Below are 27,000 nucleotides of genomic sequence, written 5' to 3' on the forward strand. Positions count from 1 at the left end.
CGCCGCTTTGCACAATATTCACATATTGATATTCCCGCTCCATACCGCACGACGCGTGCCCCTAGGGTTTACGACGATTTAACTAAACGTAATTCGTTTTACTATTCGTAAATCATCTTCGTCCGTCTAAAAACGCGGCCACTCGCGTTCAAAGGCGGACAGCCCAACGAGGACATCATCACCATGCCGACGTTCGAGACTCACACGGACACGAGCCTTCACTATCAGTCGGGCTTCGCCAACGACTTCGCGACCGAGGCGCTGGCAGGCGCCCTGCCGCTCGGCCGAAACTCGCCGCAGCGCGCACCCTATGGGCTCTATGCCGAGCAGTTGTCGGGCACGGCGTTCACCGCGCCGCGCGCGCACAACCGCCGGTCGTGGCTTTATCGCATTCGCCCGGCGGCGGTCCACATGCCGTTCACGCAGGTCACGGGCGACGAGTTGCGCGCGAAACTCGTCGCGAATTTCGCTGAAGTGCCGCCGACGCCACCGAACCAGCTTCGCTGGGACCCGCTGCCGATGCCCGCCGAGCCGACCGATTTCGTCGACGGCTGGGTGACGATGGCGGGCAACGGCGCCGCCGAATCGATGACGGGCTGCGCGATCCACCTGTACGCCGCGAACCGCTCGATGAAGGACCGCTTCTTCTACAGCGCGGACGGTGAGTTGCTGATCGTCCCGCAGGAAGGGCGGCTCGCGATCTTCACGGAGATGGGCAAGCTCGATGTCGCGCCGTTCGAGATCGCGGTGATTCCGCGCGGCGTGCGTTTCTCCGTCGCGCTGCCGGACGATCAGGCGCGCGGCTACATCTGCGAGAACTTTGGCGCTCTGCTGCAACTGCCGGATCTCGGGCCGATCGGCTCGAACGGCCTTGCCAATCCGCGCGACTTCCTCACGCCGCAAGCCGCGTATGAAGATCGCGAAGGCGCGTTCGAGCTCGTCGCGAAGATGAACGGCGTGCTGTGGCGCGCGGACATCGGCCATTCGCCGCTCGATGTCGTCGCGTGGCATGGCAACTACGCGCCCTATAAGTACGACCTGCGCCACTTCAACACGATCGGCTCGATCAGCTACGATCATCCCGATCCGTCGATCTTCCTGGTGCTGCAGTCGGTGAGCGACACGCCGGGCGTCGATACGATCGACTTCGTGATTTTCCCGCCGCGCTGGCTCGCCGCCGAGGATACGTTCCGCCCGCCGTGGTTCCATCGCAATGTCGCGAGCGAGTTCATGGGACTCGTGCACGGCGCCTACGACGCGAAGGCCGAAGGTTTCGTGCCGGGCGGTTCGAGCCTGCACAACTGCATGTCGGGACACGGCCCGGACGCGGGCACGTTCGAGAAGGCGTCGGGCATCGATACATCGAAGCCGGCCAAGGTCGGCGACACGATGGCGTTCATGTTCGAAACCCGCACGCTGATCAAGCCGACGCAGTTCGCGCTCGAAACCGCGCAACTGCAGGCGCATTACTATGAATGCTGGCAAGGCCTCACGAAACATTTCAACCCGGAGCAACGATGAGCACGTCCGAGCAACTGAAAGCCACGCTGGCCCCGGCGCTGAAAAGCTGGATCGATTCGGCCAATGACGCGGCAAGCGACTTCCCGATCCAGAACCTGCCGTTCGGCGTGTTCAGCAACGAGGTTAATCCGTCGCGGCGCGTGGGCGTGGCGATCGGCGACTGGATCGTCGATCTCGCCGCCCTCGAACGGGCCGGGCTTCTGCCGGTGAGCGGCGTGTTCGACAAGCCGCGCCTGAACGATTTCATCGCGCTCGGCCGCGACGCCTGGCGCAACGTGCGCATCGCGTTGAGCGCGCTGCTGGCGAACGGCAACGCGACCCTGCGCGACGACGCCGCGCTGCGCCAGCGCTCGCTCGTGCCGCAACCGGACGCGACGCTGCATCTGCCCGTCGAGATTCCCGGCTACACCGATTTCTATTCGTCGAAGGAGCACGCGACGAACGTCGGCTCGATGTTCCGCGATCCGAAGAACGCGCTTTTGCCGAACTGGTCGGAGATGCCGATCGGGTATAACGGGCGCGCGTCGTCGGTGATCGTGAGCGGCACGCCGGTGCGTCGCCCGAACGGCCAGATCAAGCTGCCGAACGACGAACGGCCGGTTTTCAGCGCGTGCCGCAAGTTGGATATCGAACTGGAGATGGGGTTCATCGTCGGCGCGGGGAATGCGCTCGGCGAGCCGATCGACTGCAACGAAGCCGAGTCGCACATCTTCGGCATGGTGCTCCTTAACGACTGGAGCGCGCGCGACATCCAACAGTGGGAATACGTGCCGCTCGGGCCGTTCAACGCGAAAGGTTTCGCGACGACCATCTCGCCGTGGATCGTCACGCTCGACGCGCTCGAACCGTTTCGCACCGCGACGCCGAAGCAGGACCCCCAGCCGCTCGCGTATCTGCGCCACGAGGGCGACCACGCATTCGACATCGAACTGCAAGTGACGCTTCGTCCCCAAAGCGTGTCGAAGGCGACCACGATTTCGCGGACCAACTTCAAGCTGATGTACTGGTCGATGGCGCAGCAACTCGCGCATCACACGGTCGCGGGCTGCAATACGCGCGTTGGCGACCTGATGGGCTCGGGCACGATCAGCGGGCCCACGACGGATTCGTGCGGCAGCCTGCTGGAGAGCACCTGGAACGGCCAGCGTCCGATCAAGCTGGAAGAGGGCGGCGAGCGCGCGTTCATCGTCGACGGCGACGAGCTCACGCTCACCGGCTGGTGCCAGGGCGACGGCTATCGCGTCGGCTTCGGCGAGTGCGCCGGGCGGATCCTGGCGGCGCGTGCCGTGCCTTCAGTCTGAGACGTTCGACACCGCGCGCCCGGCGCGCGCTTCCCAGGCCGCCGCGACCAGAAACGCGGCGGCGCTCGCGACCAGCACCGCGATCAGTGCGTTCGGCCCGCTCTGGCGCATCAGCGCGCCCGCGACGACCGGGCCGCCGAAGCTCGCGATACTCCACGACCCACCGACGATCGACGTCGCCGAAACGAGCGCCGCGCCGCGAAAGCGCTCGCCGCACGCGACGAGCGACAGCGTGTAGATGCTGCCCGCCGCCGCGCCGATCACGTAGAGCAGCGGCCAGCAGACCCACGGCCGCGACGCCGCCCACGGCAAAAGCGGCAACAGCATCACCACGACCACCGCCGCGCCGATATGCACGCGCGTGCGTCCGACGTGATCGGCGAGCCAGCCGATGGGGAACTGCATCGTCGTGTCGCCGAGCAGGAGCGCGGAGGCGAAGAGCACCGCCACTTCCGCCGATACCCCGTGCGACATCGCGAAGAGCGGCATCAGCGAGAGCGCGAGCGTGTCGAAGAGCGCGAAGAAGCCGGTGCCGACCACGATGGCCGGCATGCGCGGCAGGACGTGCCGCCAGTTCGCGGGCGCGTCGTGCGTTTCCTCCGTCTGCGGCGCGACGCGGATCAGCGCGAGCGCGGGCAGCGCGCAAAGAAAGATCGCGCCGCACAGAGCGAAGCGCCCCGCCTGCCAGTCGCCGATAAAGCTCACCAGCACCGGCCCCGCCATCTGGAACAACGTGAAGTTGGTGGCGTAGATCGCGACGACGCGTCCGCGCGTCGAATCGTCGGCGAGTTGCGTGACCCATGCCTCGCCGATCGTGAACAGCAGCATCAGCGCCGCGCCGCACACGAAGCGCAGCACCGCCCAGAGCCACAGGTTGGTCGTAAATTGCATCAGCACCGTCGCGCCGGCCACCGCGATCACCGTGCCGACGATCGCCTCGCGCGCGCCGAACCGCGCGGCGATCCGGCTCGCGAGCGGCACGATGGCAAGGCCGCCGCCGGCGTGCATCGCGGTCATCAGGCCGACGACGTCGGTGCCGTAGCCCGCCTGCGTCAGCGCAAGCGCGGTGAGCGGCAGCGTCGCGCCTAGGCCGAGCCCGACCACGGCGACGCTGAGAATCAGTGCAAGAAAGTCACGCGAGAGAATGCGTTTCATCGACGAACGCGCGCCGTCGCGGATTCACCGGGCGCGCGTGGAATTGTGAAGCCGTGATTGTGCCTTTTCCGATTGAAAGGCGGCGAGGGAGGCGGCGCGATCGCGCCGCTCGCCAGAAGGAAGAAGAATCAGGCCGTCTGGCCGATTGCCGAGCGCCGCGCACGCCGCTCGATCGACGCCGACAGAAGCGTCAGGCCGAACGCGCCGCATGCCATCAGGACGCCGACCCACGGCAGCGCCTCGAGCGGTGCGCCCGCACTGATCGCGACGCCGCCGAGCCACGCGCCCGTCGCGTTGCCGAGGTTGAAGGCGCCTTGATTCAGCGTCGAGGCGAGGTTCGGCGCGTCGCTCGCGCGGTTCACGATCAGGATCTGCAGCGGCGGCACGATCGCGAACGCGAGCACGCCCCACAGGAAAATCGTGATCATCGCGGGGATTTCGAAGCGCATCGTCCCGGCGAAGATGATGAGAATCGCGACGATCGCGAGCAGGAACGACAGCAGCGAGCGCAGCACCTTCCAGTCGGCGAGCTTCCCGCCGAGCGTGCTGCCGACCGTCAGCCCCAGCCCGAAGAGCAGCAGCACGTAAGTGACCGCATGCGGCGAGAAGCCGGTGACTTCTTCAAGGATCGGCGTGATGTAGGTGAAGACCGAGAAAAGGCTGGCGGACGCCAGCACGCTGATGCCGAGCACCATCAGCACCTGGGGATTCTTGAGCACGTCGAATTCGCGCAGGATGCTGGTTTCGCGCATCTCGATGTGCTTTGGCAGGCAGACGGCGAGCGCCCCCGCCGCGACGAGGCCGATCAGCGTCACGACCCAGAACGTCGCACGCCAACCGGCCGCCTGGCCGAGCGCGGTGCCGAGCGGCACGCCGAGCACGTTCGCGAGCGTGAGGCCGGTGAACATCAGCGCGATCGCCTGCGCGCGGCGGTTCGGCGCGACGAGGTCGGCCGCGACCACCGAACCGATGCCGAAGAACGCGCCGTGGCAGAACGCCGTCACGATGCGCGCGCCCATCAGGACCCAGTAGCCCGGCGCGATCGCGCACAGCATGTTGCCGACGATGAACACGCCGATCAGCCCCATCAGCGCCTTTTTCCGCGGCATCTTCGCGGTGATGATCGCGAGGATCGGCGCGCCGATCGTCACGCCGAGCGCGTAGCCGGAGACGAGCATGCCCGCGGCGGGAATCGATACGTCGAGGTCGCGGGCGACATTGGGCAGCAGGCCCATGATGACGAATTCGGTCGTGCCGATGCCGAACGCGGCAATGGCGAGAGCGAGAAGAGGCAAGGGCATGGCGGCGGAGGGGCGCGGAAGTGTCGTCGCGACGCGCGTTTTCGAAATGAAGGACGCCAGGCGTTACGCGATGAATGAAGGAGTGAAGTGTACCGAAGGAAGCACGCGCTTGCTGGTGAAAACCCTTAGTTTTGTCGGTCGGGCACGGCGCTCGCGTGAGGCTTATTTTCCGGAAAGGTCCGATGTACGCATGAGTCTTCCCTGCGACGGGGCGCTTTTGAATGGTTCTTTTAATTACGCGATGTCAAAATTCGGATCATTGCGCGTTGGCGCGGTGTTGGGAAAGCGCCGCGTTTCCAGGAGTCATTCGATGATCGATTGCCGCAGATTTCTTCAGGGCCTGCTTGCGACAGCAGCGCTTTTCGCCAGCGTCGCGCATGCGCAAAGCGGCACAACGGGACCCGTTGCGACCGTCGGAGGCTCGCTTCAGTTCGTGCAGGAGGGAAGCGCTTACGTCGCGCAGATCGACGGCCAGCCGTTCGATCGCGTGAACGGCAGCCGCCTGCGCCATTTCGACGATACGTCGGGGCCGCACGAGGCGGTCGCGCGGATGCTTGTCGAAGAGGGCAATGGCCTCGTGCTCTACGACTTCCGCAGGAAGCCGCCGGCGGTCGAGCGCATCGGACGGCGCCTCAGGATCGACAGCGTGTACTGGCAGCGTGACGAAGCCGTGCTCAGAACCGGCGAAGGCTGGTACAGGTTCCAGCGCGGGACGCTGACGAGGCTCACGTCGTCGAAGACGATTTATCACTAAAGGCGGGTTTTACCCCCGCACTTCCAGCACCCTTTCCCCGGCGACGACATAAATCGCCTCGCCGCGCGCCGAGTCGTTGACTTCGAACCCGCCGGTGAACTCGCCGAACGCGGGCAACACGCCGCCGCGCGCGCCGAAGCGAAAACACGGCAGCCGCACGCGGTCCGCGCGCGTCGCGATCCGGTACACCGGATGCTCGTGCCCCGCGAGCGCATACGCGTCGTCCACCGCCTGGGGATGGTGACAAAGCGCCCACGGTCCCATGTCGAACGGTTCGAACACCATCTCGATGCCGAACGCCTCCGGCAACGCGCCCGCATGCCGGTCGTGATTTCCTTCGACGAGCAGCATCCGCAACTGTCGATGCCGCGCGCGCCACGCCGACAGCGCGCCCAGCGTCTCGTCGGCATGCGATTCCCGCGCGTGCAGCAGGTCGCCGAGAAACACGATCGACTCCGGCCGGTGCGTCGCGACGAGCGCATCGAGCCGCGCAAGGTTCGCATCGGTCGACCCCGCGGGCACCGGAATGCCGCGCGCACGGAACACGGCGTCCTTGCCGAAATGCGCATCGGCGACAAAGAGCGCCTTCAGGAGCGGATCGAATGCCGCGCGCTCGGCCGAGAGCAGCAGCGTGTGGCCGGCGACATCGACGGTCAGCGCTTCGGTCGTCATGTGCGCGCCGCCTTTTCCAGATCGGCCAGCATCCGCTCGACGCGATCCGACAGCTTCTCGGTGCTCACCTTCTCGCGCAGCCGTCCGATGATCAGCGGAAACGCGAAGGGCGTCGGCTTCTTCGGATGCGTGAGCGCGAGGCGGCTCGCGTTCATTCCTTCGAGCGCCACGCGGATACGGTCCAGTTCGAGTTCCTGCAACCGCACTTCGTCCTCGGCCTGCGCGAGCAGCAGGTTGTCGGCGTCGTGCTTGCGAAACACTTCGTAGAAAAGCCCGCTCGACGCCTGCAACTGCCGCGCGCTTTTCTGCTGTCCCGGGTGCCCCTGATACACGAGCCCCGACACGCGTGCGATCTCGCGAAAGCGTCGCGCCGCGAGTTCCGACGAGTTGAGGCTCGCGAGAATGTCGCGTTCGAGATTCGCCGGCGAGAAGAGTCCGCCTTCGATGAGCGTCGCCCAGTCGAACGGACGCGCCGACAGCAGTTCGAACCCATAGTCGTTCATCGAGATCGAGAACGTGCTCGGCTGGTCGCGCGCGACGCGCCAGCCGATCAGCGATCCCAGCCCGATATGCGCCGTGCGTCCGGCGAACGGATAGCAGAAGAAGTGATGCCCTTCGCGCGAACGAATCGCCTCGACGAGCAGCACGCCCGGTCCCGGCAGCGCGGACCATTTCGCCTGCAATTCGAGCAGCGGCCGCACGGCGCGCATCTCGGGTTCGTCGTAGATGCCGGCGTTCGCTCGCGCGAGCATCATGAGCGTCGCGCCCGCGAGTTCTGACGACAGGGGCATGCGGCTGCCGGCCCATTGCGGCATCGCGCCGCGCGAGGAGGTCGCGCGCTTCACGTAGGCGGTCATGTCGCGCACGCGCACGAGTTCGAGCGTGCGGCCGCCGAAGGTGAAGACATCGCCCGGTTTCAGCCGCGAGATGAACGATTCCTCCATCGCGCCGATGCGTCCGCCCGTCATATAGGCGACGTTGACGGTCGCGTTCGCGACGATGGTGCCGACATTGTTGCGATGCCGCCGCATCAGGTCCTCGCGCGGCACGCGATAGACGCCGCTGTCGTCGCGCTCGACCCGGTGATAGTCCGGGTACGCCGCGAGCGACGTGCCGCCGCGCTCGACGAAGGCGAGCGCCCAGTCGAATTCCTGCTGGGTCAGGTCGCGGTACGCATACGCGTTGCGGATTTCGTCGAAGAGTTCGGGCGCCTTGAAGCCGCCGCCGATCGCCACCGTCACGAGATGCTGCACGAGGACGTCGAGCGGCTTGTACGGCATCTCGCGGCCTTCGATGTGCTTCTCCTCGACCGCCCAGCGCGCCGCCGCCGCTTCGACGAGTTCGAGCGCGTGCGTCGGCACGATCGTCACCCGCGACGCGCGCCCGGGCGCGTGGCCGGAGCGTCCGGCGCGCTGCATCAGCCGCGCGACGCCCTTTGGCGAGCCGATCTGGAAGACGCGTTCGACCGGCAGGAAGTCGACGCCGAGATCGAGGCTCGACGTGCACACGACGGCCTTCAACTGGCCGTTCTTCAAGCCGAGCTCGACCCACTCGCGCACTTCCTGGTCGAGCGATCCGTGATGCAGCGCGATCAACCCGGCCCAGTCGGGGCGCAGTTCGAGCAGCGCGCGATACCAGATTTCCGACTGCGACCGCGTGTTGGTGAAGACGAGCGAGCTGCGCGCCTGATCGATTTCATCCGCGACCGGGCCGACCTGCCGCACGCCGAGATGGCCGCCCCACGGAAAGCGCTCGATCGTATCGGGGATCAGCGTATCGACGATCAGCGTCTTCGGCTGGGCGCCGCGCACCGTCACGCGCGGCGTCGTGACCGGAGCGAGCAGCGCGTCGTGCGCGAGACCGATATTGCCGAGCGTCGCGGAGAGGCCCCACACCTGCAGCTCGGGCCGCCAGCGCGCGAGGCGCGCGAGCGCGAGCTGGGTCTGCGTGCCGCGCTTGTTGCCGAGCAGTTCGTGCCATTCGTCGACGACCACGAGCCGCACATGCGCGAGTTCTTCGCGTGCGTTGGCGCGCGTGAGCATAAGCGTGAGGCTTTCGGGCGTCGTGACGAGCGCCGACGGCATCCGGCGATTCTGCCGCGCGCGTTCGGCCGATTGCGTGTCGCCGGTGCGCAATCCGACCGACCACGGCACGGCGAGCGCGCTCACGGCCGCCTGCAATGCGCGGGCGGTATCGGCGGCGAGCGCGCGCATCGGCGTGATCCACAGCACGGTGAGCGGCGCGGGCAGGGCGCGCGGCTTCGGTTCCGCAAAAGCCGCGAGCGCGCCGAGCCACACCGCCCAGGTCTTGCCCGCGCCCGTCGTCGCGTGAAGCAGGCCGCTCGATCCCTGCGCGATCTCGCGCCACACCTCGCGCTGGAAATCGAACGGCTGCCAGCCTTTGTCGTCGAACCAGCGTTTCACGCGTTCGTCGAACGGCTTGATCGCTTCGAGCGGATCGACGACGAACGGCGCGGGCCGGAACGATCCGGCCGCGGCGGCATCGCTTTTCGCCTGCGCTGCGCGCGTCTTCGGCACGCGTCGCGGACGCGGCGGGCGTGGCGGCCGATCGCGGGCGTCGTCCGGCGCGTTCATGACGCGGTCTCGCCGAGAAAGCCCTTGAGCATGTCGAGCGAATCGGCGTCGTCGATCTGCTTGTCCGTGCGCCAGCGCAGCATGCGCGGAAAGCGCACCGCGATGCCCGACTTGTGGCGCGGGCTCGCCTGTATCCCTTCAAAGCCGATCTCGAAGACGAGCGTCGGCGTGACGCTGCGCACCGGGCCGAACTTCTCGACCGTCGTCTTGCGCACGATCGCATCGACCTGGCGCATTTCCTCGTCGGTGAGGCCGGAGTAAGCCTTCGCGAACGGCACCAGCGTGCGGACGCCGTCGGCTTCGTCCCAGACTGCGAAGGTGAAATCCGTGTAGAGGCTCGCGCGGCGACCATGGCCGCGCTGCGCGTAGAGCAGCACGGCGTCGACGGCGTACGGGTCAATCTTCCACTTCCACCACGTCCCCGATGCCTTCGTGCGCCCCACGCCGTACATCGAGTGGCGCTCTTTCAGCATCAGGCCTTCGACGCCGCGCGCCCGGCTCTCGTCGCGCAGCGTCGCGAGGGCGTCCCAGTCATCGGCCGCAACGAGCGGCGACACGCGCAGCAAATCGACCGCGAGCGTTTCACCGAGCTTCACGGCAAGTGCATCGAGCCGCGCGCGGCGTTCATGGAGCGGCGTCGTGCGCAAGTCGATGCCGCCGGCTTCGAGCAGGTCGTAGGCAAGGAGCGCAGCGGGCGAATCGGCGAGCACCTTCTTCGTCAGCGACTTGCGCGTGATGCGCGGCTGAAGGCGCGCGAACGGCAGCGGTGCCGGGCCGCCCGGCTCCCAGGCGAGAATCTCGCCGTCGATCACGGTGCCGTCGGGCAGCGCCGCGCCGAGCGACGCGAGCTCGGGAAAGCGATCGGTGATCAGGTCCTCGCCGCGCGACCACAGCCACACACGCCCGCCGCGCTTGACGAGCTGCGCGCGAATGCCGTCCCACTTCCATTCGACGAGCCAGTCCGATGGCGGGCCGAGCGTCGCCGGATCGGCCTGCAGCGGATGCGCGAGGAAGAACGGATAGGGCAGGCCGAGATCGCTTTCGTGCGGTTCGTCGACGTCTTCGCCCGCGCTCTCGGGCGCGACGAGCCGCAGATAGCGCGCGGCGCTCGGCGCCTGCCGCGAGTCGGTCCAGCCGACCATCCGCTGCGCGATGCGCTTGTGATCGACGCCCGCGACCTCGGCGAGCGCGCGCACGACCAGTTGCCGCGCCACGCCGACGCGAAATCCGCCGCCGATCAGCTTCGTCAGCAGAAAGCGCTCGCTCCAGTTCAGTTCGTCCCAGTAACCCAGCAACCGCTCGCGCAACTCCGGCGGATTCGCGCCGCGTAACGTCAGCACGCGATCCTCGATCCACTGCGCGAGCCCGAGTTCGGATTCGCGCGTCGCGGGCGGCAGGATATGCGCGATGGTCTCGGCCAGATCGCCGACCGCCTGGTACGACTCGTCGAAGAGCCATTCCGGCAGGCCCGCGCGCTCGCGGGCGAGTTCGGTGAGCAGGCGTGTCGGCACCGACTGGCGCGGCTTGCCGCCCGCGAAAAAATACGACGCCCACGCGGCGTCCTCGGGTTCGGCCGCCGAAAAGTACGCGCTCAGCGCTTCGAGCTTTTCCTTCGTCGAGGTCGTCGCGTCGAGCGCGGCGAAGAGCGTGGCGAAGCGTTTCATCGGGCGTCGCTCGCGGCGCTTTCCGCCGCCGATGGCGCTTCGGCGGCGTCGGCTTCGATCGCATCGTCGCCGTATTCGGTCGTGAACGCGCCCGCTTCCAGGCCCTGTTCGCGCAGCCACCGCACCATCGGCTCGATCTGGCCGTGCGTGACGATCACGCGTTGCGCACCCGTCGCACTGATCGCGAGTTGCAGCCCGGGCCAGTCGGCGTGATCGGACAGCACGAAGCCGCGATCCAGCCCGCGACGCCGCCGCGTGCCGCGCAGGCGCATCCAGCCGGACGCGAACGCGTCGCTGTAGTCGCCGAAGCGGCGCATCCACGCGCTGCCCTGCGCGGACGGTGGCGCGACCACGAGCGCGCCTTTGAACGCGGCTTTGTCGCGCGCGGCGATGTCGGAGACGAGGCGCGTCGGCGGCAGCGCCACGCTGGCCTCGCGATACGCGCGGTTGAGCGGCTCGACCGCGCCGTGGCAGAAGATCGGCCCGATCGCGGCATCGACGCCCGCGAGAATGCGCTGCGCCTTGCCGAACGAATAACAGAACAGCACCGACGCGCGTCCCTGGGCCGCGTTGTGACGCCACCAGGAGTCGATGCCGTCGAACACCACCTGCGACGGCTCCCAGCGATAGATCGGCAGGCCGAACGTCGATTCGGTGATGAACGTGTCGCAGCGCACGGGCTCGAACGGTGCGCAGGTAGGATCGGGCTCGACCTTGTAGTCGCCGGATGCGACCCACACGCGGCCGGCGTGCTCGACGCGCACCTGCGCCGAGCCGAGCACGTGTCCGGCCGGATGCAGCGACACGGTCACGCCGTTGATGACAATGCGTTCGCCATAGGGCACGCCCTGCAGGTCGATGCCGGGCAGCCGCGACAGCAGTACGCCGACGCCCGGTTCGGCCGCCAGATAGTGCCGATGGCCGAAGCGCGCATGATCGGCGTGCGCATGCGTGATGACGGCCCGCTCGACCGGCCGCCACGGATCGATGTGAAAGTCGCCCGCCGGGCAATAGAGCCCTTCCGGACGCGCGACGATCAGGTCTGCCTGCGTGTTTCCGTTCGTGTTCAACCTCGCTCCGGCTGGTTTCTCGGATGAGAGTAGTTTGATTCACGCAACAGAGCACATGCCGTGCCCGTCATGAGTCTTTCACGAACCGCCACTAGGGTGTACAAGTTTCACTTAACAAGCGTGCGCATGGAGCGCGCGCGGCCCTGGCTCTTCTTTCTCTATGTCGATCGATTCTGCGATGGTTGCCCCGGCCGCTGCCGAAGCGGTCTGGATCGTGCGGCTGCAAGGCCACACGCTGTACGACTTCGTGCGCCTGAAGCGCATCTTCACCGAGCGCGACTCGCGTCATCAGGTCGTGCTGGTCGACGTCCGCAGACTCCTCGAGTGCGCCGATCGCGACGATACCGACTACGTGCTCAAGGCCGTCAGCGACTGGCATGCGGGCAAGGTGAAAGGGATCCGCGAATTTCTCGATCCCGACAATCCGCGCGTGCCCGAAATGCCCTACGTGACGATCTCGGCGCGGCGCGCGCCGGGTCTGCTCGGCCTGATCGGCGTGCATCGGGAAGGCGTGGTGTCGTTCAGGAACGGCCAGCACCGCGCGCGCTATCTCGCGCACGCGGGCGCGCTGTGCATGCCGGTGGAAGTGCACGAGCGCGAAGCCGAACTGCTGCGGCAGATGTGCGCGGCGTCGGGCGACGTGTCGTCGGAATACGGGGATATGTGAGCGTTCGCTTGCCGGAGAAGCTCAGCCGTCGACTACGTTGGTCGGCGCGCCGTCCTTCCATGCCTTGACGTTGCCGAGCGTCGTCGTGGCGATTTCGAGCAGCGCCTCGCGCGTGAAGAACGCCTGGTGCGACGTGATGATCACGTTCGGGAACATCAGGAGTCGCGCGAGCACGTCGTCCTGCAGCAGGCGGTTCGAGTGATCTTCGAAGAAGAGGCCGCCTTCTTCCTCGTAGACGTCGAGCCCGAGATGGCCAAGCTGGCCGCTCTTTAGCGCACCGATCAGCGCATTGCTTTCGACGAGCCCGCCGCGCCCCGTGTTGATCAGCATCGCGCCGCGCTTCATCTTGCCGAGCGCACGTTCGTCGATGAGGTGATAGGTCGCCGGCAAAAGCGGACAGTGCAGGCTCACGACATCCGATTCGGCAAGCAGCGTGTCGAGCGGCACGTAGCGCGCGCCGCGTGCGAGCAGGTCGTCGGCGGGCGTGCCGGGATCGTACGCGAGCACGTTCATGCCGAAGCCCGCCATGATGCAGCCGAACACGCGGCCGATCACGCCGGTGCCAATCACGCCGACCGTCTTGCCGTACAGATCGAAACCGAGCAGGCCGTTCAGCGAAAAGTCGCCCTCGCGCGTGCGTGCGACCGCGCGATGAAAGCGCCGGTTGAGCGTGAGGATCATGCCGACCGCGTGCTCGGCGACGGCGTGCGGCGAATACGCCGGCACGCGCGCGACCGTGATGCCGAGCCTCTTTGCCGTGGGCAGGTCGACGTGGTTGAAGCCGGCGGAGCGCAGCGCGACGAGCCGCGTGCCGCCGAGGTAGAGTTTTTCGAGCGTCGCCATGTCGACGCAATCGTTGACGAACGGACACACCGTCTCGAAGCCCCGCGCGAGAACCGCCGTCTCGGCATCCAGATGCGACTCCTGAAAGTCCAGTTCGACGCCGTACTGCGCGTTGACCTCGTTGAAACTTTCGACGTCGTATTGCCGGCTGCTGAAGACGATCATGCGGGTCGGCATGGCGGTTTCCGTTCAGTGTGTGGACCGTTCCGAAAGCGGCATGGTATGCGCCGAGCTTGCGGTCGAGATCGGCATGAAACCCGGCACGGGGGTCAGCACCGTGTCCGGGCGTTCGACGCCGCTGTTCACCTGCGGCCCGAGCTTTGCGAGCGTGTAATCGATGAAAAAGCGCGTCTTGGCGGGCAGGTACTGGCGTCCAGGATAGACCACCGAAACCTTCATGTCCGGATCGTCGATTGCGTACTCGGGCAGGAGGCGCACGAGTGTTCCGGCTTCCAGGTCCGCTTTCACGAGGCCTTCCGGCAGGACGGAGAAACCCATGCCGGCGAGCGTCGCGAGACGCACCATCAGCGCGTTGTTGACCGTGTAGACGGGCGCAAGCGTGACCTGGTCCGAGGCGCCGTGGCGATGGCGGAAGTGCCAGGTGGAACTGCGGATTTCGTTGGGCAGCGCGACCGCCGGATACGCCTGCAGGTCGACCGGCGCGCGCGGCGTGCCGTGTTCGGCGAGGTAGGCGGGCGTGGCGACCGGAATCAGCGGATTGGTCGCGACGGGACGTTCGACGAGCGCAGTGCTCGTCACCATGAAAGCCGTGACGATGCCGACGTCGAAGCCGTCCTCAACCAGGTCGACGTGGCGTTCGGCCAGCGTGAGCCGCACGTTGACCTTTGGATAGAGCTTGCGGAAGCCGTCGATGAGCGGTGTCAGCGTGAGCAGCGAAAGCGAACTCGACGCAACGACGCGTAACGTGCCGCTCGGCTCGCCTTCGGTATGCGCGAGTGCGGATTCCAGATTGTCCAGTTCTTCCAGTAGCGCGCGGCAGCCTTCCAGGTAGCGCGTACCGGCCTCGGTGAGCGAGAGATTACGGGTGGTGCGGTTGATGAGACGAGTGCGTAGATGCGCCTCGAGCATGGCAATCGATCTTGTGACTAACGCGTTCGATACGTCAAGTTGTTGCGCGGCGCGCCGAAAACTTTCGGTCTCGGAGACGCGGACGAAGACTCGCATTGCATGGATCTGGTTCATCACGGCAGCCCTCGCAGAATGTGTCGGATATCCGATGCGGATCTACGGAGTCGATACATCGGACTTTTTGGAGACGGCATGGAAATAATATTGACACCCGGTTCAAATTACAATATCTAATTTCTATCCGGTATTTCGTGCAGACGTTTATCTACTTGTATGCTAGCAGCGCCGAATTTGCTTGATGCAAGCTAAATGAGAGTGTAAAAAATTCCAGCTGCCGGGCGCCGTGGTTTTGATAATGGCAAATATTCGTGACAATGTTTCGGGAATGCCTTATCGGTCGTGGATTCGCAGATTTGTAAAATGTTTAGTGTGTTTTGTTATATAAATACTTAAATTGCGATTTTGAGAATATTTTCCATTTTCTGGTCATTTCACTTTATGGAAGGCACGTTCTGATCTGAAAATTGCAAACTGTATTTATTTATCGTCGAACGAATGCCAATATAGGTTAAGAAATCGTACAAATCCCGTCCTATACGGAATTGCGCTTTTTACCTCTCAGAGAAAGAGATAATCCATGCACTGGCAGTTGCTCGCCGCACAACCTGAAATTGCCCTGTTCGCCAGTCTGGCGCTTGGATATCTGATCGGCTCAATCAGGATTGGCCCGATTCAGCTCGGCGGGGTATGCGGCACGCTGATCGTCGCGCTGATACTCGGGCAAAGCGGCGCGCGCATTTCTCCCGATCTGAAAAACATCGCATTTGCGCTTTTCATCTTTGCGCTCGGTTTCACCGGCGGCCCGCAGTTCTTCGCCAACATCGGCCGCGGCTGGCGCTACGGCATCCTGTCTATCGTCGAAATGATCGTCGTGATCGCGCTCGTGCTCGGCGCCGTCGCGATGTTCAGGCTCGACCAGGGCACCGCCGCCGGGCTGCTCGCGGGCGCCGCGACCGAATCGGCGGTGGTCGGCACCGCGTCCGAGGCGATCGGCCGGCTCGGCCTTTCCGTCGCCGACACCGCGCGCCTGCAGGCGAACATCGTCACGGCGTACAGCGTGAGCTACCTGTTCGGGCTCGTCACGATCGTGCTTTTCACAAGCCAGTTCGCGCCGCTCCTCCTGCGCGTGAACCTGCGCGAGGAGTCCGAGCGGCTCTGGCGCAAGCTCGGCGGCGACGGCGCCCTCGCGGAAGGCCAGAGCCTCGCCGCGCCGCCGCTCGTCGGGCGCGAAGTGAAGGTGATCGGCGCGGCGGGGCAGACCATCGGCGAGCTCGAACAGCGTTATGGACACAACATCAGCGTGCAGCGCGTGGCGCGCAGCCGCTCGGTGATCCGCGCGCAGCCCGCCGTCGAACTGAAGGCCGGCGACCGGATCCTGCTCGGCGGACGGCGCGAAGCGGTCGTGCAGGCGATTCCCGCCATCGGCGAGGAAGTGTTTGGCGCGGATGTCGCCGATGCCTACACCGACAAGCTCGACGTCATGCTCACGCATCGCGGCGTGCATGGCCTCACGGTCGCACAGGTGCGCGAGCGTGCGTCGCCCGCGGACGCGCGCGGTGTATTCATCGCGGCGGTCACGCGGCTCGACAGCACGATTCCGGCGTTGCCCGGCACGGAACTGCATCGCGGCGACGTGCTGACGCTCGTCGGCGCGCGCGAGGACGTGGCGCGCGGCGCGGCGAAGCTCGGCTACGTCGTGCGCGCGACGCAGAAGACCGACTTCGTGTTTCTCGGCCTCGGCGTGCTCGTCGGCATCGCGCTCGGGCGGTTCTCCGCGCGGATGGGCGGCATCGACGTGACGCTCGGCACGGGCGGCGGATGCCTGCTCGCCGGGCTCCTGTTCGGCTGGATCCGCTCGCGCTATCCGCTGATCGGCTCGCTGCCCTCGGCGGCCGCGCAGATATTGAAGGACTTCGGCCTGTGCACGTTCATCGCGGCGGTCGGGCTCTCGGCCGGGTCGGACGCCGTGCGACTGATCCGCGAATACGGCGTCGCGCTGCCGGTCGCGGGCGTCGTCATCACGCTCGGGCCCGCGCTCGTGTCGCTGTTCGTCGGGCGGTTCTTGCTGAAGCTCGAAGTGCCGATGCTGCTCGGCGCGATCGCCGGACAGCAGTGCAGCACGCCGGCGATCAGCGCGCTCGTCGGCGTGACGGGTAACTCGACGCCCGTTATCGGCTACACGATCACCTACGCGCTCTCGAACGTGCTGCTGCCGCTGATGGGCCCGCTGATCGTCGGCCTCGCGGGCAAGGTCGGCTAGGGCGGCGCCACAACCATAAAGGGACCCGATGGACTGGCTACACCCGATCTTCCAGAAGTCGCCCGAAGTTGCGCTTTTCCTGTCGCTCGCGATCGGCTATCTGATCGGCCAGATCAACTTCGGCAAGTTCCAGCTGGGCGGCGTGGGCGGGTCGCTGCTCGCGGCGGTCGTGATCAGCCAGGTGGGCGTGCAGATCGACAACGGCGTCAAATCCGTGATGTTCGCCGTGTTTATCTACGCGGTCGGCTACGACTCGGGGCCGCAGTTCTTCAACTCGCTCAATCGCCGGACGCTGCGCGAGATCGCGATGGCCGTGTTCCTCGCCGTGACCGCGCTCGTCACGGTGATCGTCTGCGCGCGGCTCTTCGGGCTCAACAAGGGTCTTGCGGCGGGGCTCGCGGGCGGCGCGCTCACGCAGTCGGCGATCATTGGCACGGCCGGCGACGCCATCGCGCGGCTCGGCCTGCCGGCGGCGGAAACGAAGGCGCTGCAGTCCGACGTCGCGATCGCCTACGCCGTCACCTACGTGTTCGGCTCGCTCGGCGCGATCATCGTCTGCGTGAACATCCTGCCGAAGTTCATGGGCCAGAACCTGCACGACGCCGCGCTCGAAGCCGAGAAGGCGCTGGCCGGCGCGGGCGGCGCAGGGCCGGGGCCGGGGCAGACGTCGGCGTTGCCGGTGCTCGTCGGGCGCGCGTTTCGCGTGCTCGGCGGCGGCGGACGCACGGTTGCGCAGATCGAGACGTCTGAGCAGGACATGATCACGATCGAGCGCATCCGCCGCGCGGGCAAGCCGCTCGAACCGCGCCCGGACGTGATGCTCGAAGCGGGCGACATCGTGCTCGTCGTCGGGCGCCGGGAGGTGATGGTCGCGGCGGCGTCACAACTCGGCGAGGAAGTCGGCGACACCGACGGCATCAGCCTCGTCATGCAGCGCCGCCAGGGCGTCTTCACTCGCCGCGGCATGAATCACACGACGATCGCCGCCGTGCGCGCGAGCGTCGACCGCGAATTGCGGCACGGCGTCTATATCCACGAGATCCGGCGGGTCGACCGGCCGCTGCCGGTTCTGCCCGAAACCGAACTCGAACACGGCGACGTGATCACCTTCTTCGGCTCGCCGCAGGACACCAAGCGCGCCGTCGATGCCGCCGGCTACGAACTCCCGTACACCAACAAGACCGATTTCATCTATATGGGCGTCGGCATCGTGGTGGGACTGCTGATCGGCCTGATCGTGGTGAACGTGGGCGGCATTCCGCTCACGCTCGGCTCGGGCGGCGGGTGCCTGCTCGCAGGGCTCGTGTTCGGCTGGATGCGCGGCAAGCATCCGATGTACGGCGTGATGCCGCCAGCGGCCTCGCAATTGCTCAAGGACTTCGGGCTGGCCGCGTTCGTCGCGGTGGTCGGGATCAACTCGGGCCTGCAGGCGGTCGTGACGGTAAAGGAAAGCGGTCTCACGATCTTCCTGCTCGGCGTTTTCGTCACGCTGTTTCCGCTCCTGCTGACGATGCTGTTCGGGCGCTACGTGCTGCGCTACGACAACGCCGCGCTTCTCGCTGGCGCGCTCACCGGTTCGCGCAGCGCGAACCCGGCATTCGGCGCCGTCCTCGACAAGGCCGCGAGCGGCGTGCCGACAGTGCCGTTCGCAATCACCTATGCGCTCGCGAACGTCCTCCTGACGCTGCTCGGACCGCTCGTCGTCGGGCTGGTCTGAACGCCTGCGCCACATCCGGGGAACCGCCGCCGCCTCCGCGGACCGAAGTACGATAGTGCTTCAAGGAGAACGCGATGACCCGATCGATTGAAACTGTGACCTTGCCGACCGGCGAGGCGATTCCGAAGCTCGGCCAGGGCACCTGGGAAATGGGCGAACGCGCCAATGCGCGCAAGGACGAAATCGCCGCGTTGCGCGCGGGCGTCGAACTCGGCATGACGCTCGTCGATACCGCCGAGATGTACGGCGACGGCGAAAGCGAAAAGCTGATCGCCGAGGCGCTAGGCAGCCTGCGCGAGGACATTTTCATCGTGAGCAAGGTCTATCCGCACAACGGCAGCGAGCGCGGCGTGCAGGCGGCGTGCGAGCGCAGCCTGAAGCGCCTGAAAACCGACCGGATCGATTTGTACCTGCTGCACTGGCGCGGCGGCGAAGACCTGGAAGGCGCGGTGGCGGGCTTCGAAAAACTGAAGCGCGACGGCAAGATTCGCCACTGGGGCGTGAGCAACTTCGACACAGACGACATGGAAGAACTCTTCGCGCTCGACGACGGCAATGCCTGCGCGAGCAACCAGATTCTCTACAACGTTGCGCGTCGCGGGCCGGAATTCGAGCTGCTGCCGTGGCTGCGCGAACGCAGTCTCCCAGCGATGGCGTACAGCCCCGTCGATCACGCAAGGCTGCCGAAGAAAAGCGTGCTGAACGACATCGCGGCGGCGCGTGGCGTGTCGATGTTCCAGATCGCGCTCGCGTGGGTGCTTCAGCAACCCGGCGTCTGCTCGATTCCGAAGGCGTCGAATGTGGCGCATGTGAAGGAGAACCGCGCGGCGGCGGACATCGCGCTGACGAGGGAAGAAGTCGCGCAGATCGACAGCCACTTCAGGCCGCCGAAAAGCAAGCAGCATCTGGAAATGCTCTGACGCGCCGGCTTCCCGGCACGCTGCGCCTGGGCGCGGCGGAATGTCATGTAACGCACCGACGAGACGCTCCGTCGGGTGTCTGATGGACGTGTCCCCGCAGACGACCGCATCGCGCTGCATTCGCGTGTGCGCCGCCTGCATGCGGACGCGAACACCGCCCGCGCACGGCAGGAAGCAGGACGCGCGTGCGGCGACACCATCGGCTCGTTATCCGGGCCGCAGCAAGGAGCGATCGATGTTGAACCGCCTCATCCGAGCAAGCGCGCAGCAGAACGGCACCGCGGTTTGCGCGGATTTCGATCGCGATACCGGACGCCTGCGCGTCTTCGAGAACCGCGCGCTTCGCTTCGAATGGTTTCCGCCGCATTCGTGGTTCATGATCGCGTCGGTGGCGGGTTTCAGCAAATGGGGCTGCCACCCGGGCGAACAGGAACTCGAAGCAGTGCTGCGCGACGTGCTCTCGCGCCGGCCTTGGGTCGAAGGGGCCGCAAACAGATCTGCCGCGATGCGCGCCTGAAGCGCAGAACTGCGGCTTTCATGACGCCAGCATGAAACCCGCGTGACACCGATGTGAAAGCGCGCCGCCATTGCGGACGCGCTTTTTTTATGACCGGTGACCTTCGCCTGGCCCGCGCCTTGGTCCGGAAGAGCGTTCGCCGTCGCCGTGCGGGGCGTCATGGGAACGCCGGTTGGTCGGCGGCTTGCCGGTGTCGGGCTGGATCGTCGAGATGGCGTGCTTGTAGACGACCTGCACGCCGGTCGGCGCGCGCAGGATCACGACGTGCCGGTCGAACGATTCGATGTAGCCGACGAGCCGGATTCCGTTGACGAGAAAGACCGCCACACGCACCTTTTCCTCGCGTGCGGCAGTGAGCAGGTCGTATTGAGGTTCGTCGGGTTTCTGAACCATTGCGTTCACCTGATATTTGGATGTGTTGTTGTCGATCTCGATGCCGGCGAACGCGTGTCCGGTTCGCTGCCAATGGCGGCGTTGCGGACCCCGGTTCTTTCGCGCGGGCCGTTTCCATCAGGGTATCTCAATGCTGTCCGCGCGGCTTGCGCTCCTCGCTCGAATTTGACATTCGATTCGGGGTCCGCCGCAACGTTCGCTATTGTCTTCGGTTTCTTGTGCAGGTGTCGCGTGCTGCCGTTGCCGCGCGCCTTCCTGAGGAGCGCGATGCGATCTTCACGGCGTCGCGACGGTTTCACTCCAATAGTTTCACCGACACAAATCCGTGTCCAGCACGGCTCGCACACTGCGTATTCGTGTGAGGGATAGGCGCGCCTTGCCGGAGGCCCTGTGATGGATCCCGCCCGCGGGGCGACGTCCTCTTTTCCTGATGCTTCGACCTGCGAAACTGGCGCGGTTCGCCTCGCCCGATCACCGATGCGAGCCGGGCACGCAGCCAAAAAAAACGCTCGCGGAAGCGAGCGCTTTTATCGTGGATTGCGGGGCGATCAGACCGTCGCCGGGCCGCCGACGCCGCGTCCGGTTCGCATATACAGCGCGATTGACAACGCGACGGCCAGCGCCGCCGCCACTGCGGCGAACAGGAACACCGAGCCATAGCCGAACTCGCCCGCGATGTAGCCCGCGAGCGGCCCGGTCAGCCCGAGCGACAGGTCGAGGAAAACCGAATACGCCGAGAGCGCCGCGCCGCGACTGGCGGGCGGCACGAGGCCGACAGCCTCGACGCCCAGCGCCGGGAACACGAGCGCGAAGCCGAATCCCGTGAGTGCCGCGCCCGCGAGCGCGAAGGTCGGATCGGCGGAGAGCCACAGCATCAGCAGGCCCGCGCATTCGAAGGCGAACGAGACGATCGCCACGCGAAAGCCGCCGTAGGTCTTGATCGTGTTCGCGAACAAGAGGCGCGCGCCGACGAACATCGTGCCGAACACGGTGAGCGAGAGCGCGGCGTTCGGCCAGTTGTGCGCGGCGTAGAAGAGGGTGATGAAGGTCGCGATCGAACCGAAGCCCGCCGAGCCGAGCGCGAGCCCGAGGCCGTGCGGCAGCACGCGGAAGAACACGCTCCGATACGACATGCGCTCGCCGTGCACGACCGGCACCGGCGCCATGCGCGTCGCGAGCCAGTAGCCGAGCGCGCCGAGCGCGATCACGATGAATCCGAGCGCCGCAAAGCCGAGCGAGTGATCGATGAACACGCCGAGCGGCGCGCCGATCGCGAGCGCGCCATAGGTGGCGATGCCGTTCCAGGAAATGACCTTCGCGTTGTGCGATACCCCGACGCGCCCAATGCCCCACGTGATCGACCCGGTGCCGACCCAGCTTTCGCCGAAGCCGAGCACGAGTCGCCCGAGAATCAGCAGCACGAGGCTGACCGCATGCCACTGCGCCGCAAGCGCCGACGCCAGCAGCAGCACGCCGCTGACCGCGCAAGCCGTGAGGCCGTAGAGCACCGTTTTCTTCGGCCCGAGCGTGTCGGCGGTGCGGCCGGCGAGCGGGCGCGAGGCGAGTGTCGCGAAGTACTGGACGCTGATCGCCGCGCCCGCCATCACCGAGCCGAAGCCTAGGTCGGTGTGCACGAAACCGGGCAGCACCGCGAGCGGGATGCCGATGGTCAGGTAGCACAGAAAGGTGAAGACGACGACGGACACGATTCGTCCGGTGATGGCGAGGTCGCTGGGACGCGTGGCGGAAGAGTCGGTAGGCATAGGGGTAACTGCGGGGTTGAATTCGGCCGGGAGTCATGATTCTCCCATATGTTGCGGTGCAGCGTCCGCCAAGTTTTGTAACCAGATGGACCAAAAGGCGCATTTCCGCGATATTGGAGGGCGCCGCAAACCCTTGATCCAAAAGGCTTCCCGGTGATATTGGGACAGGAATATGTCGTTCATCCTGGGCCGCCTATGGGTTGTGGTTTTTGTCGATGATAGTTTTCCGACCATCGCCACAGGCTGCGCGAGCCCCGCGCAACCAGCATTCGAGCCCAGAGACCCACAATGAGCCAGCCGATCCGCTTCTACCACCGCAACGCGATTCGCGAAGTGAGCGACGCATCGACGACCCGCACCGTCCTTCAGTACCTGCGCGAAGACGCGCGCTGCACCGGCACCAAGGAAGGTTGCGCGGAAGGCGACTGCGGCGCGTGCACCGTCGTGATCGGCGAGCCGGATTCGAACGGCGGCGTCGCGTTCAAGGCGGTGAATGCGTGCATCCACTTCCTGCCGACGCTCGACGGCAAAGCCCTTTTCACCGTGGAAGACCTGCGCCAGCCGGACGGCTCGCTGCATCCGGTGCAGCAGTCGCTGGTCGATTGCCACGGCTCGCAGTGCGGCTTCTGCACGCCGGGCTTCGTGATGTCGATGTGGGCGCTCTACGAAAAGCACGGTCATGCGACGCAACCCGCGGCATCGTGCGCGCACAAGACCGTGCCGTCGCGCGAGGAAATCAGCAACGCGCTGACCGGCAACCTGTGCCGCTGCACGGGCTACAAGCCGATCGTCGATGCCGCCGAAAAGATGTTCGAGGCGCCTGCCCCCCTCGCGCCGGTCGATGTGGCCGCGCTCGCGCAGAAGCTCGCGGGGATCAAGCGTGACGACACCTTCCATTACGAGCACGCCGGCCGCCGCTTCGACGCGCCGCGCACCGTCGAGGCGCTCGCGCAGCTCAAGGCCGAGCGGCCGGCCGCGCGCATCCTGGCAGGCAGCACGGACGTCGGCCTGTGGGTGACGAAGCAGTTGCGCGATCTCGGCGATATCGTCTATGTCGGGCAGATCGAAGCGTTGCAGCGCTGCGAGACGAGCGACCAGTGGATCGAGATCGGCGCGGGCGTGACGGTCGAGCGCGCGTATGCCGAACTGGCGAAGCAGTATCCCGAACTCACCGAGATGTGGCTGCGCTTCGCCTCGCTGCCGATCCGCAATGCCGGCACGATCGGCGGCAATGTCGCGAACGGCTCGCCAATCGGCGATTCGATGCCCGGCCTGATCGCGCTCGGCGCGCGCGTCGTGCTGCACGGAGCGAACGGCGAGCGCGAGATGCCGCTCGAAGACCTCTACCTCGCATACCAGAAGAAGGACATGGCGGAGCACGAATTCGTCGCCGGCCTGAAGGTGCCCACGCGCACCGGCGCGCGCGCAAAGCTGCAGTTCCGCACCTACAAGCTCTCGAAGCGCTTCGACTCCGACATTTCCGCCGTATGCGCCGCGTTCTCGTTCATCGCCGATGGCGACACGGTTCGCGAGCCGCGCATCGCGTTCGGCGGCATGGCCGCGACGCCCAAGCGCGCGAGCCACGCCGAAAGCGTCCTCGCCGACGCGCAATGGCACGAAGCCACCGCGCAGGCCGCGATGCTCGCCTTAGGCAAGGACTACGCGCCGCTCACCGACATGCGCGCAAGCAGCAACTACCGCCTCGATACGGCGAAGAGCCTGATGTATCGATTCTGGCTCGAGACGCGTCCGCACGATCCGCTGCCGAAGCACGCGCTCGATGTGCGCGCCATTCAACTGGTCGAAGTGCAGTAAGAGGAACCGACAACATGAACCAGCAAGCCGAAGCTTTCCTCACCGACGCCCAGTCGCTCGCCGACGAAATCGACGCGTTCAAGCAAGTCCACGTCTCGCGTCCGCACGAATCGGCGCATCTGCATGTCAGCGGGCGCGCTAGCTACACCGACGACATCCCGCTCGTCGCCGGCACGCTGCACGCCGCGCTCGGCATGAGCCCGAAGGCGCACGCGAAAATCGTGTCGATGAACTTCGACGCGGTGCGCGCGACGCCTGGCGTCGTCGCCGTCTTCACCGCCGACGACATTCCCGGCGTCAACGACTGCGGCCCGATCATCCACGACGATCCGGTTCTTGCCGACGGCATCGTGCAGTTCGTCGGCCAGCCGATGTTCATCGTGGTCGCGACGTCGCACGATGCGGCGCGGCTGGCTGCGCGCCGTGCGCAGATCGAATTCGAGGACTTGCCCGCCGTGTTGACCGCGCAGGAAGCGCGCAAGGCAGAGTCCTATGTGCTGAAGCCGCTCAAGCTCGCGCGCGGCGACGCGCCGGGCCGCATGGCGCGCGCGGCGCACCACGAGCGCGGCGAGATGCTGCTCGGAGGCCAGGAACAGTTTTATCTGGAAGGGCAGATCGCCTACGCCGTGCCGAAGGACGACGACGGCATGCACGTCTTCTGCTCGACGCAGCATCCGAGCGAGATGCAGCATCTCGTCGCGCACGTGCTGAACGTGCCGTCGCACAACGTGCTGATCGAATGCCGCCGGATGGGCGGCGGCTTTGGCGGCAAGGAATCGCAGTCGGGCATCTTCGCGTGCTGCGCGGCGCTCGCCGCGTGGAAGCTGCTGTGCCCGGTCAAGCTGCGCCCGGACCGCGACGACGACATGATGATCACTGGCAAGCGCCACGACTTCCACTACAACTTCGAAGTCGGCTATCGCGACGACGGCGTGATCGATGGCGTTTCCGTCGACATGACCTCGCGCTGCGGATTCTCCGCGGACCTGTCGGGCCCGGTGATGACGCGCGCCGTCTGCCACTTCGACAACGCGTACTGGCTGCCCGACGTGCACATCGAAGGTTATTGCGGCAAGACCAATACGCAGTCGAATACGGCGTTTCGCGGCTTCGGCGGACCGCAGGGCGCGTTCGCGATCGAGTACATCATCGATAACGTCGCGCGTTCGCTCGGCATGGATTCGCTCGACGTGCGCCTGAACAATCTCTACGGCAAAACGGACAACAACCGCACGCCCTATGGCCAGACGGTCGAGGACAACGTGCTGCACGAACTGCTCGGCGAACTGGCCGAGACGAGCGACTACCGGCGCCGTCGCGAGGCCGTGCGCGAATTCAACGCGAAGAACGAGATCCTGAAGAAGGGTCTCGCGCTCACGCCGGTCAAGTTCGGCATCGCGTTCAACGTCACGCACTTCAACCAGGCGGGCGCGCTCGTCCACATCTACACCGACGGTTCGATCCTCGTGAACCACGGCGGCACCGAGATGGGACAGGGGCTCAACACGAAGGTCGCGCAGGTGGTGGCGCACGAACTTGGCATCGACTTCGGGCGCGTGCGCGTGACGGCAACCGATACGAGCAAGGTCGCGAATACGTCGGCGACGGCGGCATCGACCGGAACGGATTTGAACGGAACGGCCGCGCAGGACGCCGCGCGCCAGTTGCGCGAGCGGCTTGCGAAGTTCGCTGCCGAGAAGTTCGGCGGGAACGAGGTGGCGGCGTCGAGCGTGCGTTTTGCGAACGACCGCGTGATCGTCGGCGACGATGCGATTCCGTTCGAGGAAGTCATCGCGAAGGCGTATCTCGCGCGCGTGCAACTGTGGTCCGACGGCTTCTACGCGACGCCCAAGCTCTACTGGGATCAGGCGACGCTGCAAGGCCGGCCGTTCTACTATTACTCGTATGGCGCGGCGGTGTCGGAAGTGGTGATCGACACGCTCACGGGCGAGATGCGGGTGCTGCGCGCAGATGCGCTGCACGACGTCGGCGACTCGCTGAATCCGGCGCTCGACAAGGGTCAGGTGGAAGGCGCGTTCGTCCAGGGCATGGGCTGGCTGACGACCGAGGAGTTGTGGTGGAACGCGGGCGGCAAGCTGATGACGCACGCGCCGTCGACGTACAAGATTCCGACTGTCAACGACACACCCGCCGATTTCCGCGTGAATCTCTTTAAGAACCGCAATGTGGAGGACAGCATCCACAAGTCGAAGGCGGTCGGCGAGCCGCCGCTCCTGCTGCCGTTTTCGGTGTTCTTCGCGATCCGCGACGCCGTGGCGGCGGTTGGCGACTACAAGGTGAATCCGACGATGAACGCTCCGGCTACGGCCGAAGAGATCCTGAGGGCGGTGAATGCGGTGAGGAGCGCGCGGTCATGATGCACGTCGTGTTGTTTGGCGCGGGCCACGTGGGACACGCGCTCGTGAAGGTGCTCGGGACCCTGCCGTGCGTCGTGCAGTGGGTCGACGCGCGCGACGAGCTTTTTCCCGACGAAGTGCCTGCCAACGTGCAGATCGAGCCGACCGACCTGGGCGAAGCGATCGTCGATGAAGCGCCGGCCGGCGCGTATTTTCTCGTGATGACGCACGATCATTCGCTCGACTTCGCATTGACCCAGCGCATCATGCGGCGAGAGGACTTCGCCTACTTCGGCCTGATCGGATCGAAGACGAAGCGGGTGAAGTTCGAGCGGCGTCTGGTGGAACGCGGGGTTTCGGGGCACCGGCTCCCGGAAATCACTTGTCCGATCGGGGTCGAGGGCATCGTCGACAAGGCGCCGCCTTCGATTGCGCTGGCCGTGGCGGCGCAGTTGCTCAGGGTGAGTTGCGCGAAGAAGCAGTCGGTCGGGGCGATGAGCGTGAGCGCGTAAGCGCTTGAGTTGTCGCCCGGCCGGGACCGTTTTCGTTCTGGCAATTATATCCAAT

General features: G+C 66.0%; 21 protein-coding genes. 11 read left to right on the forward strand and 10 right to left on the reverse strand.

Features of this window, described 5'->3' with window-relative positions; translation table 11 throughout:
* The first annotated feature begins 183 nt into the window (after nt 1-183).
* Both hmgA and fahA read left to right on the forward strand, forming a co-directional pair.
* Entirely contained in the window at nt 184-1,521 is a 1,338-nt protein-coding gene (gene hmgA / locus AWB81_RS20265; protein WP_062638336.1) for a homogentisate 1,2-dioxygenase, read from the forward strand.
* A complete protein-coding gene (gene fahA / locus AWB81_RS20270; protein WP_087135080.1) occupies nt 1,476-2,822 on the forward strand; it encodes a fumarylacetoacetase in 1,347 nt (448 codons plus the stop codon). Before hmgA ends, fahA begins: the two co-directional genes overlap by 46 nt.
* Here fahA and AWB81_RS20275 read toward each other — a convergent pair.
* Nucleotides 2,814-3,977 carry an MFS transporter gene (locus tag AWB81_RS20275; RefSeq protein ID WP_062638338.1) on the reverse strand — a complete coding sequence of 388 codons (1,164 nt, stop codon included), beginning with the start codon at nt 3,975-3,977 and terminating at the stop codon, nt 2,814-2,816. The genes fahA and AWB81_RS20275 overlap by 9 nt on opposite strands.
* A 128-nt stretch (nt 3,978-4,105) precedes the next feature.
* Complete coding sequence (locus AWB81_RS20280) at nt 4,106-5,278, reverse strand: MFS transporter (RefSeq protein ID WP_062638339.1); 1,173 nt, start codon at nt 5,276-5,278, stop codon at nt 4,106-4,108.
* 310 nt (nt 5,279-5,588) lie between these two features.
* Between AWB81_RS20280 and AWB81_RS20285 the strand changes: the two genes are divergently transcribed.
* Complete coding sequence (locus AWB81_RS20285; RefSeq protein ID WP_062638340.1) at nt 5,589-6,032, forward strand: hypothetical protein; 444 nt, start codon at nt 5,589-5,591, stop codon at nt 6,030-6,032.
* Nucleotides 6,033-6,041: 9 nt separating this feature from the next.
* Here AWB81_RS20285 and pdeM read toward each other — a convergent pair whose 3' ends face one another.
* The 4 genes from pdeM to AWB81_RS20305 are packed head-to-tail and all read right to left on the reverse strand — an operon-like array spanning nt 6,042 to nt 12,032.
* Nucleotides 6,042-6,704, reverse strand: a complete 663-nt coding sequence (pdeM, locus tag AWB81_RS20290; RefSeq protein ID WP_062638341.1) for a ligase-associated DNA damage response endonuclease PdeM — start codon at nt 6,702-6,704, stop codon at nt 6,042-6,044.
* Complete coding sequence (locus AWB81_RS20295; RefSeq protein WP_062638342.1) at nt 6,701-9,298, reverse strand: ligase-associated DNA damage response DEXH box helicase; 2,598 nt, start codon at nt 9,296-9,298, stop codon at nt 6,701-6,703. The genes pdeM and AWB81_RS20295 overlap by 4 nt, the downstream gene beginning before the upstream one ends.
* Nucleotides 9,295-10,962: an ATP-dependent DNA ligase gene (locus tag AWB81_RS20300; RefSeq protein ID WP_062638343.1), complete on the reverse strand. Its 1,668-nt coding sequence runs from the start codon at nt 10,960-10,962 to the stop codon at nt 9,295-9,297. Before AWB81_RS20300 ends, AWB81_RS20295 begins: the two co-directional genes overlap by 4 nt.
* On the reverse strand, nt 10,959-12,032 hold the full coding sequence (locus AWB81_RS20305) for a ligase-associated DNA damage response exonuclease (protein WP_062638344.1): 1,074 nt from the start codon (nt 12,030-12,032) through the stop codon (nt 10,959-10,961). The genes AWB81_RS20300 and AWB81_RS20305 overlap by 4 nt, the downstream gene beginning before the upstream one ends.
* A 160-nt stretch (nt 12,033-12,192) precedes the next feature.
* On the opposite strand from AWB81_RS20305, the gene AWB81_RS20310 reads away from it, so the two are divergent.
* Nucleotides 12,193-12,699 (forward strand): plasmid fertility inhibition factor family protein, encoded by a 507-nt coding sequence (locus AWB81_RS20310; RefSeq protein ID WP_062638345.1) that lies wholly within the window; start codon nt 12,193-12,195, stop codon nt 12,697-12,699.
* Nucleotides 12,700-12,720: 21 nt separating this feature from the next.
* Here AWB81_RS20310 and AWB81_RS20315 read toward each other — a convergent pair whose 3' ends face one another.
* Nucleotides 12,721-13,719, reverse strand: a complete 999-nt coding sequence (locus AWB81_RS20315) for a 2-hydroxyacid dehydrogenase (protein WP_062638346.1) — start codon at nt 13,717-13,719, stop codon at nt 12,721-12,723.
* A 12-nt stretch (nt 13,720-13,731) separates the two neighbouring features.
* On the reverse strand, nt 13,732-14,745 hold the full coding sequence (locus AWB81_RS20320; RefSeq protein ID WP_062638347.1) for a LysR family transcriptional regulator: 1,014 nt from the start codon (nt 14,743-14,745) through the stop codon (nt 13,732-13,734).
* A 523-nt stretch (nt 14,746-15,268) separates the two neighbouring features.
* Here AWB81_RS20320 and aspT (AWB81_RS20325) point away from each other — a divergent pair.
* The 4 genes from aspT (AWB81_RS20325) to AWB81_RS20340 all read left to right on the forward strand — a co-directional run bounded on the left by aspT (AWB81_RS20325) (nt 15,269) and on the right by AWB81_RS20340 (nt 20,105).
* On the forward strand, nt 15,269-16,951 hold the full coding sequence (gene aspT / locus AWB81_RS20325; RefSeq protein ID WP_062638348.1) for an aspartate-alanine antiporter: 1,683 nt from the start codon (nt 15,269-15,271) through the stop codon (nt 16,949-16,951).
* Between the two features lie 28 nt (nt 16,952-16,979).
* Complete coding sequence (gene aspT / locus AWB81_RS20330) at nt 16,980-18,668, forward strand: aspartate-alanine antiporter (RefSeq protein WP_062638349.1); 1,689 nt, start codon at nt 16,980-16,982, stop codon at nt 18,666-18,668.
* A 74-nt stretch (nt 18,669-18,742) separates the two neighbouring features.
* Nucleotides 18,743-19,588: an aldo/keto reductase gene (locus AWB81_RS20335; protein ID WP_062638350.1), complete on the forward strand. Its 846-nt coding sequence runs from the start codon at nt 18,743-18,745 to the stop codon at nt 19,586-19,588.
* Nucleotides 19,589-19,823: 235 nt separating this feature from the next.
* The gene (locus tag AWB81_RS20340) at nt 19,824-20,105 is read left to right on the forward strand and encodes a hypothetical protein (RefSeq protein WP_062638367.1); all 282 of its coding nucleotides are present in this window, start codon (nt 19,824-19,826) and stop codon (nt 20,103-20,105) included.
* Nucleotides 20,106-20,192: 87 nt separating this feature from the next.
* On the opposite strand, the gene hfq is transcribed toward AWB81_RS20340, so the two are convergent.
* Together hfq and AWB81_RS20350 are read right to left on the reverse strand one after the other, a co-directional pair.
* A complete protein-coding gene (hfq, locus tag AWB81_RS20345; RefSeq protein ID WP_087135083.1) occupies nt 20,193-20,498 on the reverse strand; it encodes an RNA chaperone Hfq in 306 nt (101 codons plus the stop codon).
* Between the two features lie 548 nt (nt 20,499-21,046).
* A complete protein-coding gene (locus tag AWB81_RS20350; protein ID WP_062638352.1) occupies nt 21,047-22,261 on the reverse strand; it encodes an MFS transporter in 1,215 nt (404 codons plus the stop codon).
* Nucleotides 22,262-22,549: 288 nt separating this feature from the next.
* Between AWB81_RS20350 and xdhA the strand changes: the two genes are divergently transcribed.
* Genes xdhA through xdhC form a run of 3 tightly spaced genes read left to right on the forward strand, consistent with a single transcriptional unit; the run spans nt 22,550 to nt 26,945 of the window.
* Nucleotides 22,550-24,076 carry a xanthine dehydrogenase small subunit gene (gene xdhA, locus AWB81_RS20355; protein WP_062638353.1) on the forward strand — a complete coding sequence of 509 codons (1,527 nt, stop codon included), beginning with the start codon at nt 22,550-22,552 and terminating at the stop codon, nt 24,074-24,076.
* 14 nt (nt 24,077-24,090) lie between these two features.
* Complete coding sequence (xdhB, locus tag AWB81_RS20360; protein WP_062638354.1) at nt 24,091-26,454, forward strand: xanthine dehydrogenase molybdopterin binding subunit; 2,364 nt, start codon at nt 24,091-24,093, stop codon at nt 26,452-26,454.
* On the forward strand, nt 26,451-26,945 hold the full coding sequence (gene xdhC, locus AWB81_RS20365; RefSeq protein ID WP_062638355.1) for a xanthine dehydrogenase accessory protein XdhC: 495 nt from the start codon (nt 26,451-26,453) through the stop codon (nt 26,943-26,945). The genes xdhB and xdhC overlap by 4 nt, the downstream gene beginning before the upstream one ends.
* Nucleotides 26,946-27,000: the final 55 nt, after the last annotated feature.

This window comes from Caballeronia arationis, from assembly GCF_001544975.2.
GTDB classification, from domain to species: domain Bacteria; phylum Pseudomonadota; class Gammaproteobacteria; order Burkholderiales; family Burkholderiaceae; genus Caballeronia; species Caballeronia arationis.

What these genes read in the sequence shown, in the direction of transcription:
- hmgA (WP_062638336.1), top strand. Translation starts at nt 184, where the DNA reads ATGCCGACGTTCGAGACTCACACGGACACGAGCCTTCACTATCAGTCG.
- fahA (WP_087135080.1), top strand. Translation starts at nt 1,476, where the DNA reads ATGCTGGCAAGGCCTCACGAAACATTTCAACCCGGAGCAACGATGAGC.
- AWB81_RS20275 (WP_062638338.1), bottom strand. Translation starts at nt 3,977, where the DNA reads ATGAAACGCATTCTCTCGCGTGACTTTCTTGCACTGATTCTCAGCGTC.
- AWB81_RS20280 (WP_062638339.1), bottom strand. Translation starts at nt 5,278, where the DNA reads ATGCCCTTGCCTCTTCTCGCTCTCGCCATTGCCGCGTTCGGCATCGGC.
- AWB81_RS20285 (WP_062638340.1), top strand. Translation starts at nt 5,589, where the DNA reads ATGATCGATTGCCGCAGATTTCTTCAGGGCCTGCTTGCGACAGCAGCG.
- pdeM (WP_062638341.1), bottom strand. Translation starts at nt 6,704, where the DNA reads ATGACGACCGAAGCGCTGACCGTCGATGTCGCCGGCCACACGCTGCTG.
- AWB81_RS20295 (WP_062638342.1), bottom strand. Translation starts at nt 9,298, where the DNA reads ATGAACGCGCCGGACGACGCCCGCGATCGGCCGCCACGCCCGCCGCGT.
- AWB81_RS20300 (WP_062638343.1), bottom strand. Translation starts at nt 10,962, where the DNA reads ATGAAACGCTTCGCCACGCTCTTCGCCGCGCTCGACGCGACGACCTCG.
- AWB81_RS20310 (WP_062638345.1), top strand. Translation starts at nt 12,193, where the DNA reads ATGTCGATCGATTCTGCGATGGTTGCCCCGGCCGCTGCCGAAGCGGTC.
- AWB81_RS20315 (WP_062638346.1), bottom strand. Translation starts at nt 13,719, where the DNA reads ATGCCGACCCGCATGATCGTCTTCAGCAGCCGGCAATACGACGTCGAA.
- AWB81_RS20320 (WP_062638347.1), bottom strand. Translation starts at nt 14,745, where the DNA reads ATGAACCAGATCCATGCAATGCGAGTCTTCGTCCGCGTCTCCGAGACC.
- aspT (WP_062638348.1), top strand. Translation starts at nt 15,269, where the DNA reads ATGCACTGGCAGTTGCTCGCCGCACAACCTGAAATTGCCCTGTTCGCC.
- aspT (WP_062638349.1), top strand. Translation starts at nt 16,980, where the DNA reads ATGGACTGGCTACACCCGATCTTCCAGAAGTCGCCCGAAGTTGCGCTT.
- AWB81_RS20335 (WP_062638350.1), top strand. Translation starts at nt 18,743, where the DNA reads ATGACCCGATCGATTGAAACTGTGACCTTGCCGACCGGCGAGGCGATT.
- AWB81_RS20340 (WP_062638367.1), top strand. Translation starts at nt 19,824, where the DNA reads ATGTTGAACCGCCTCATCCGAGCAAGCGCGCAGCAGAACGGCACCGCG.
- hfq (WP_087135083.1), bottom strand. Translation starts at nt 20,498, where the DNA reads ATGGTTCAGAAACCCGACGAACCTCAATACGACCTGCTCACTGCCGCA.
- AWB81_RS20350 (WP_062638352.1), bottom strand. Translation starts at nt 22,261, where the DNA reads ATGCCTACCGACTCTTCCGCCACGCGTCCCAGCGACCTCGCCATCACC.
- xdhA (WP_062638353.1), top strand. Translation starts at nt 22,550, where the DNA reads ATGAGCCAGCCGATCCGCTTCTACCACCGCAACGCGATTCGCGAAGTG.
- xdhB (WP_062638354.1), top strand. Translation starts at nt 24,091, where the DNA reads ATGAACCAGCAAGCCGAAGCTTTCCTCACCGACGCCCAGTCGCTCGCC.
- xdhC (WP_062638355.1), top strand. Translation starts at nt 26,451, where the DNA reads ATGATGCACGTCGTGTTGTTTGGCGCGGGCCACGTGGGACACGCGCTC.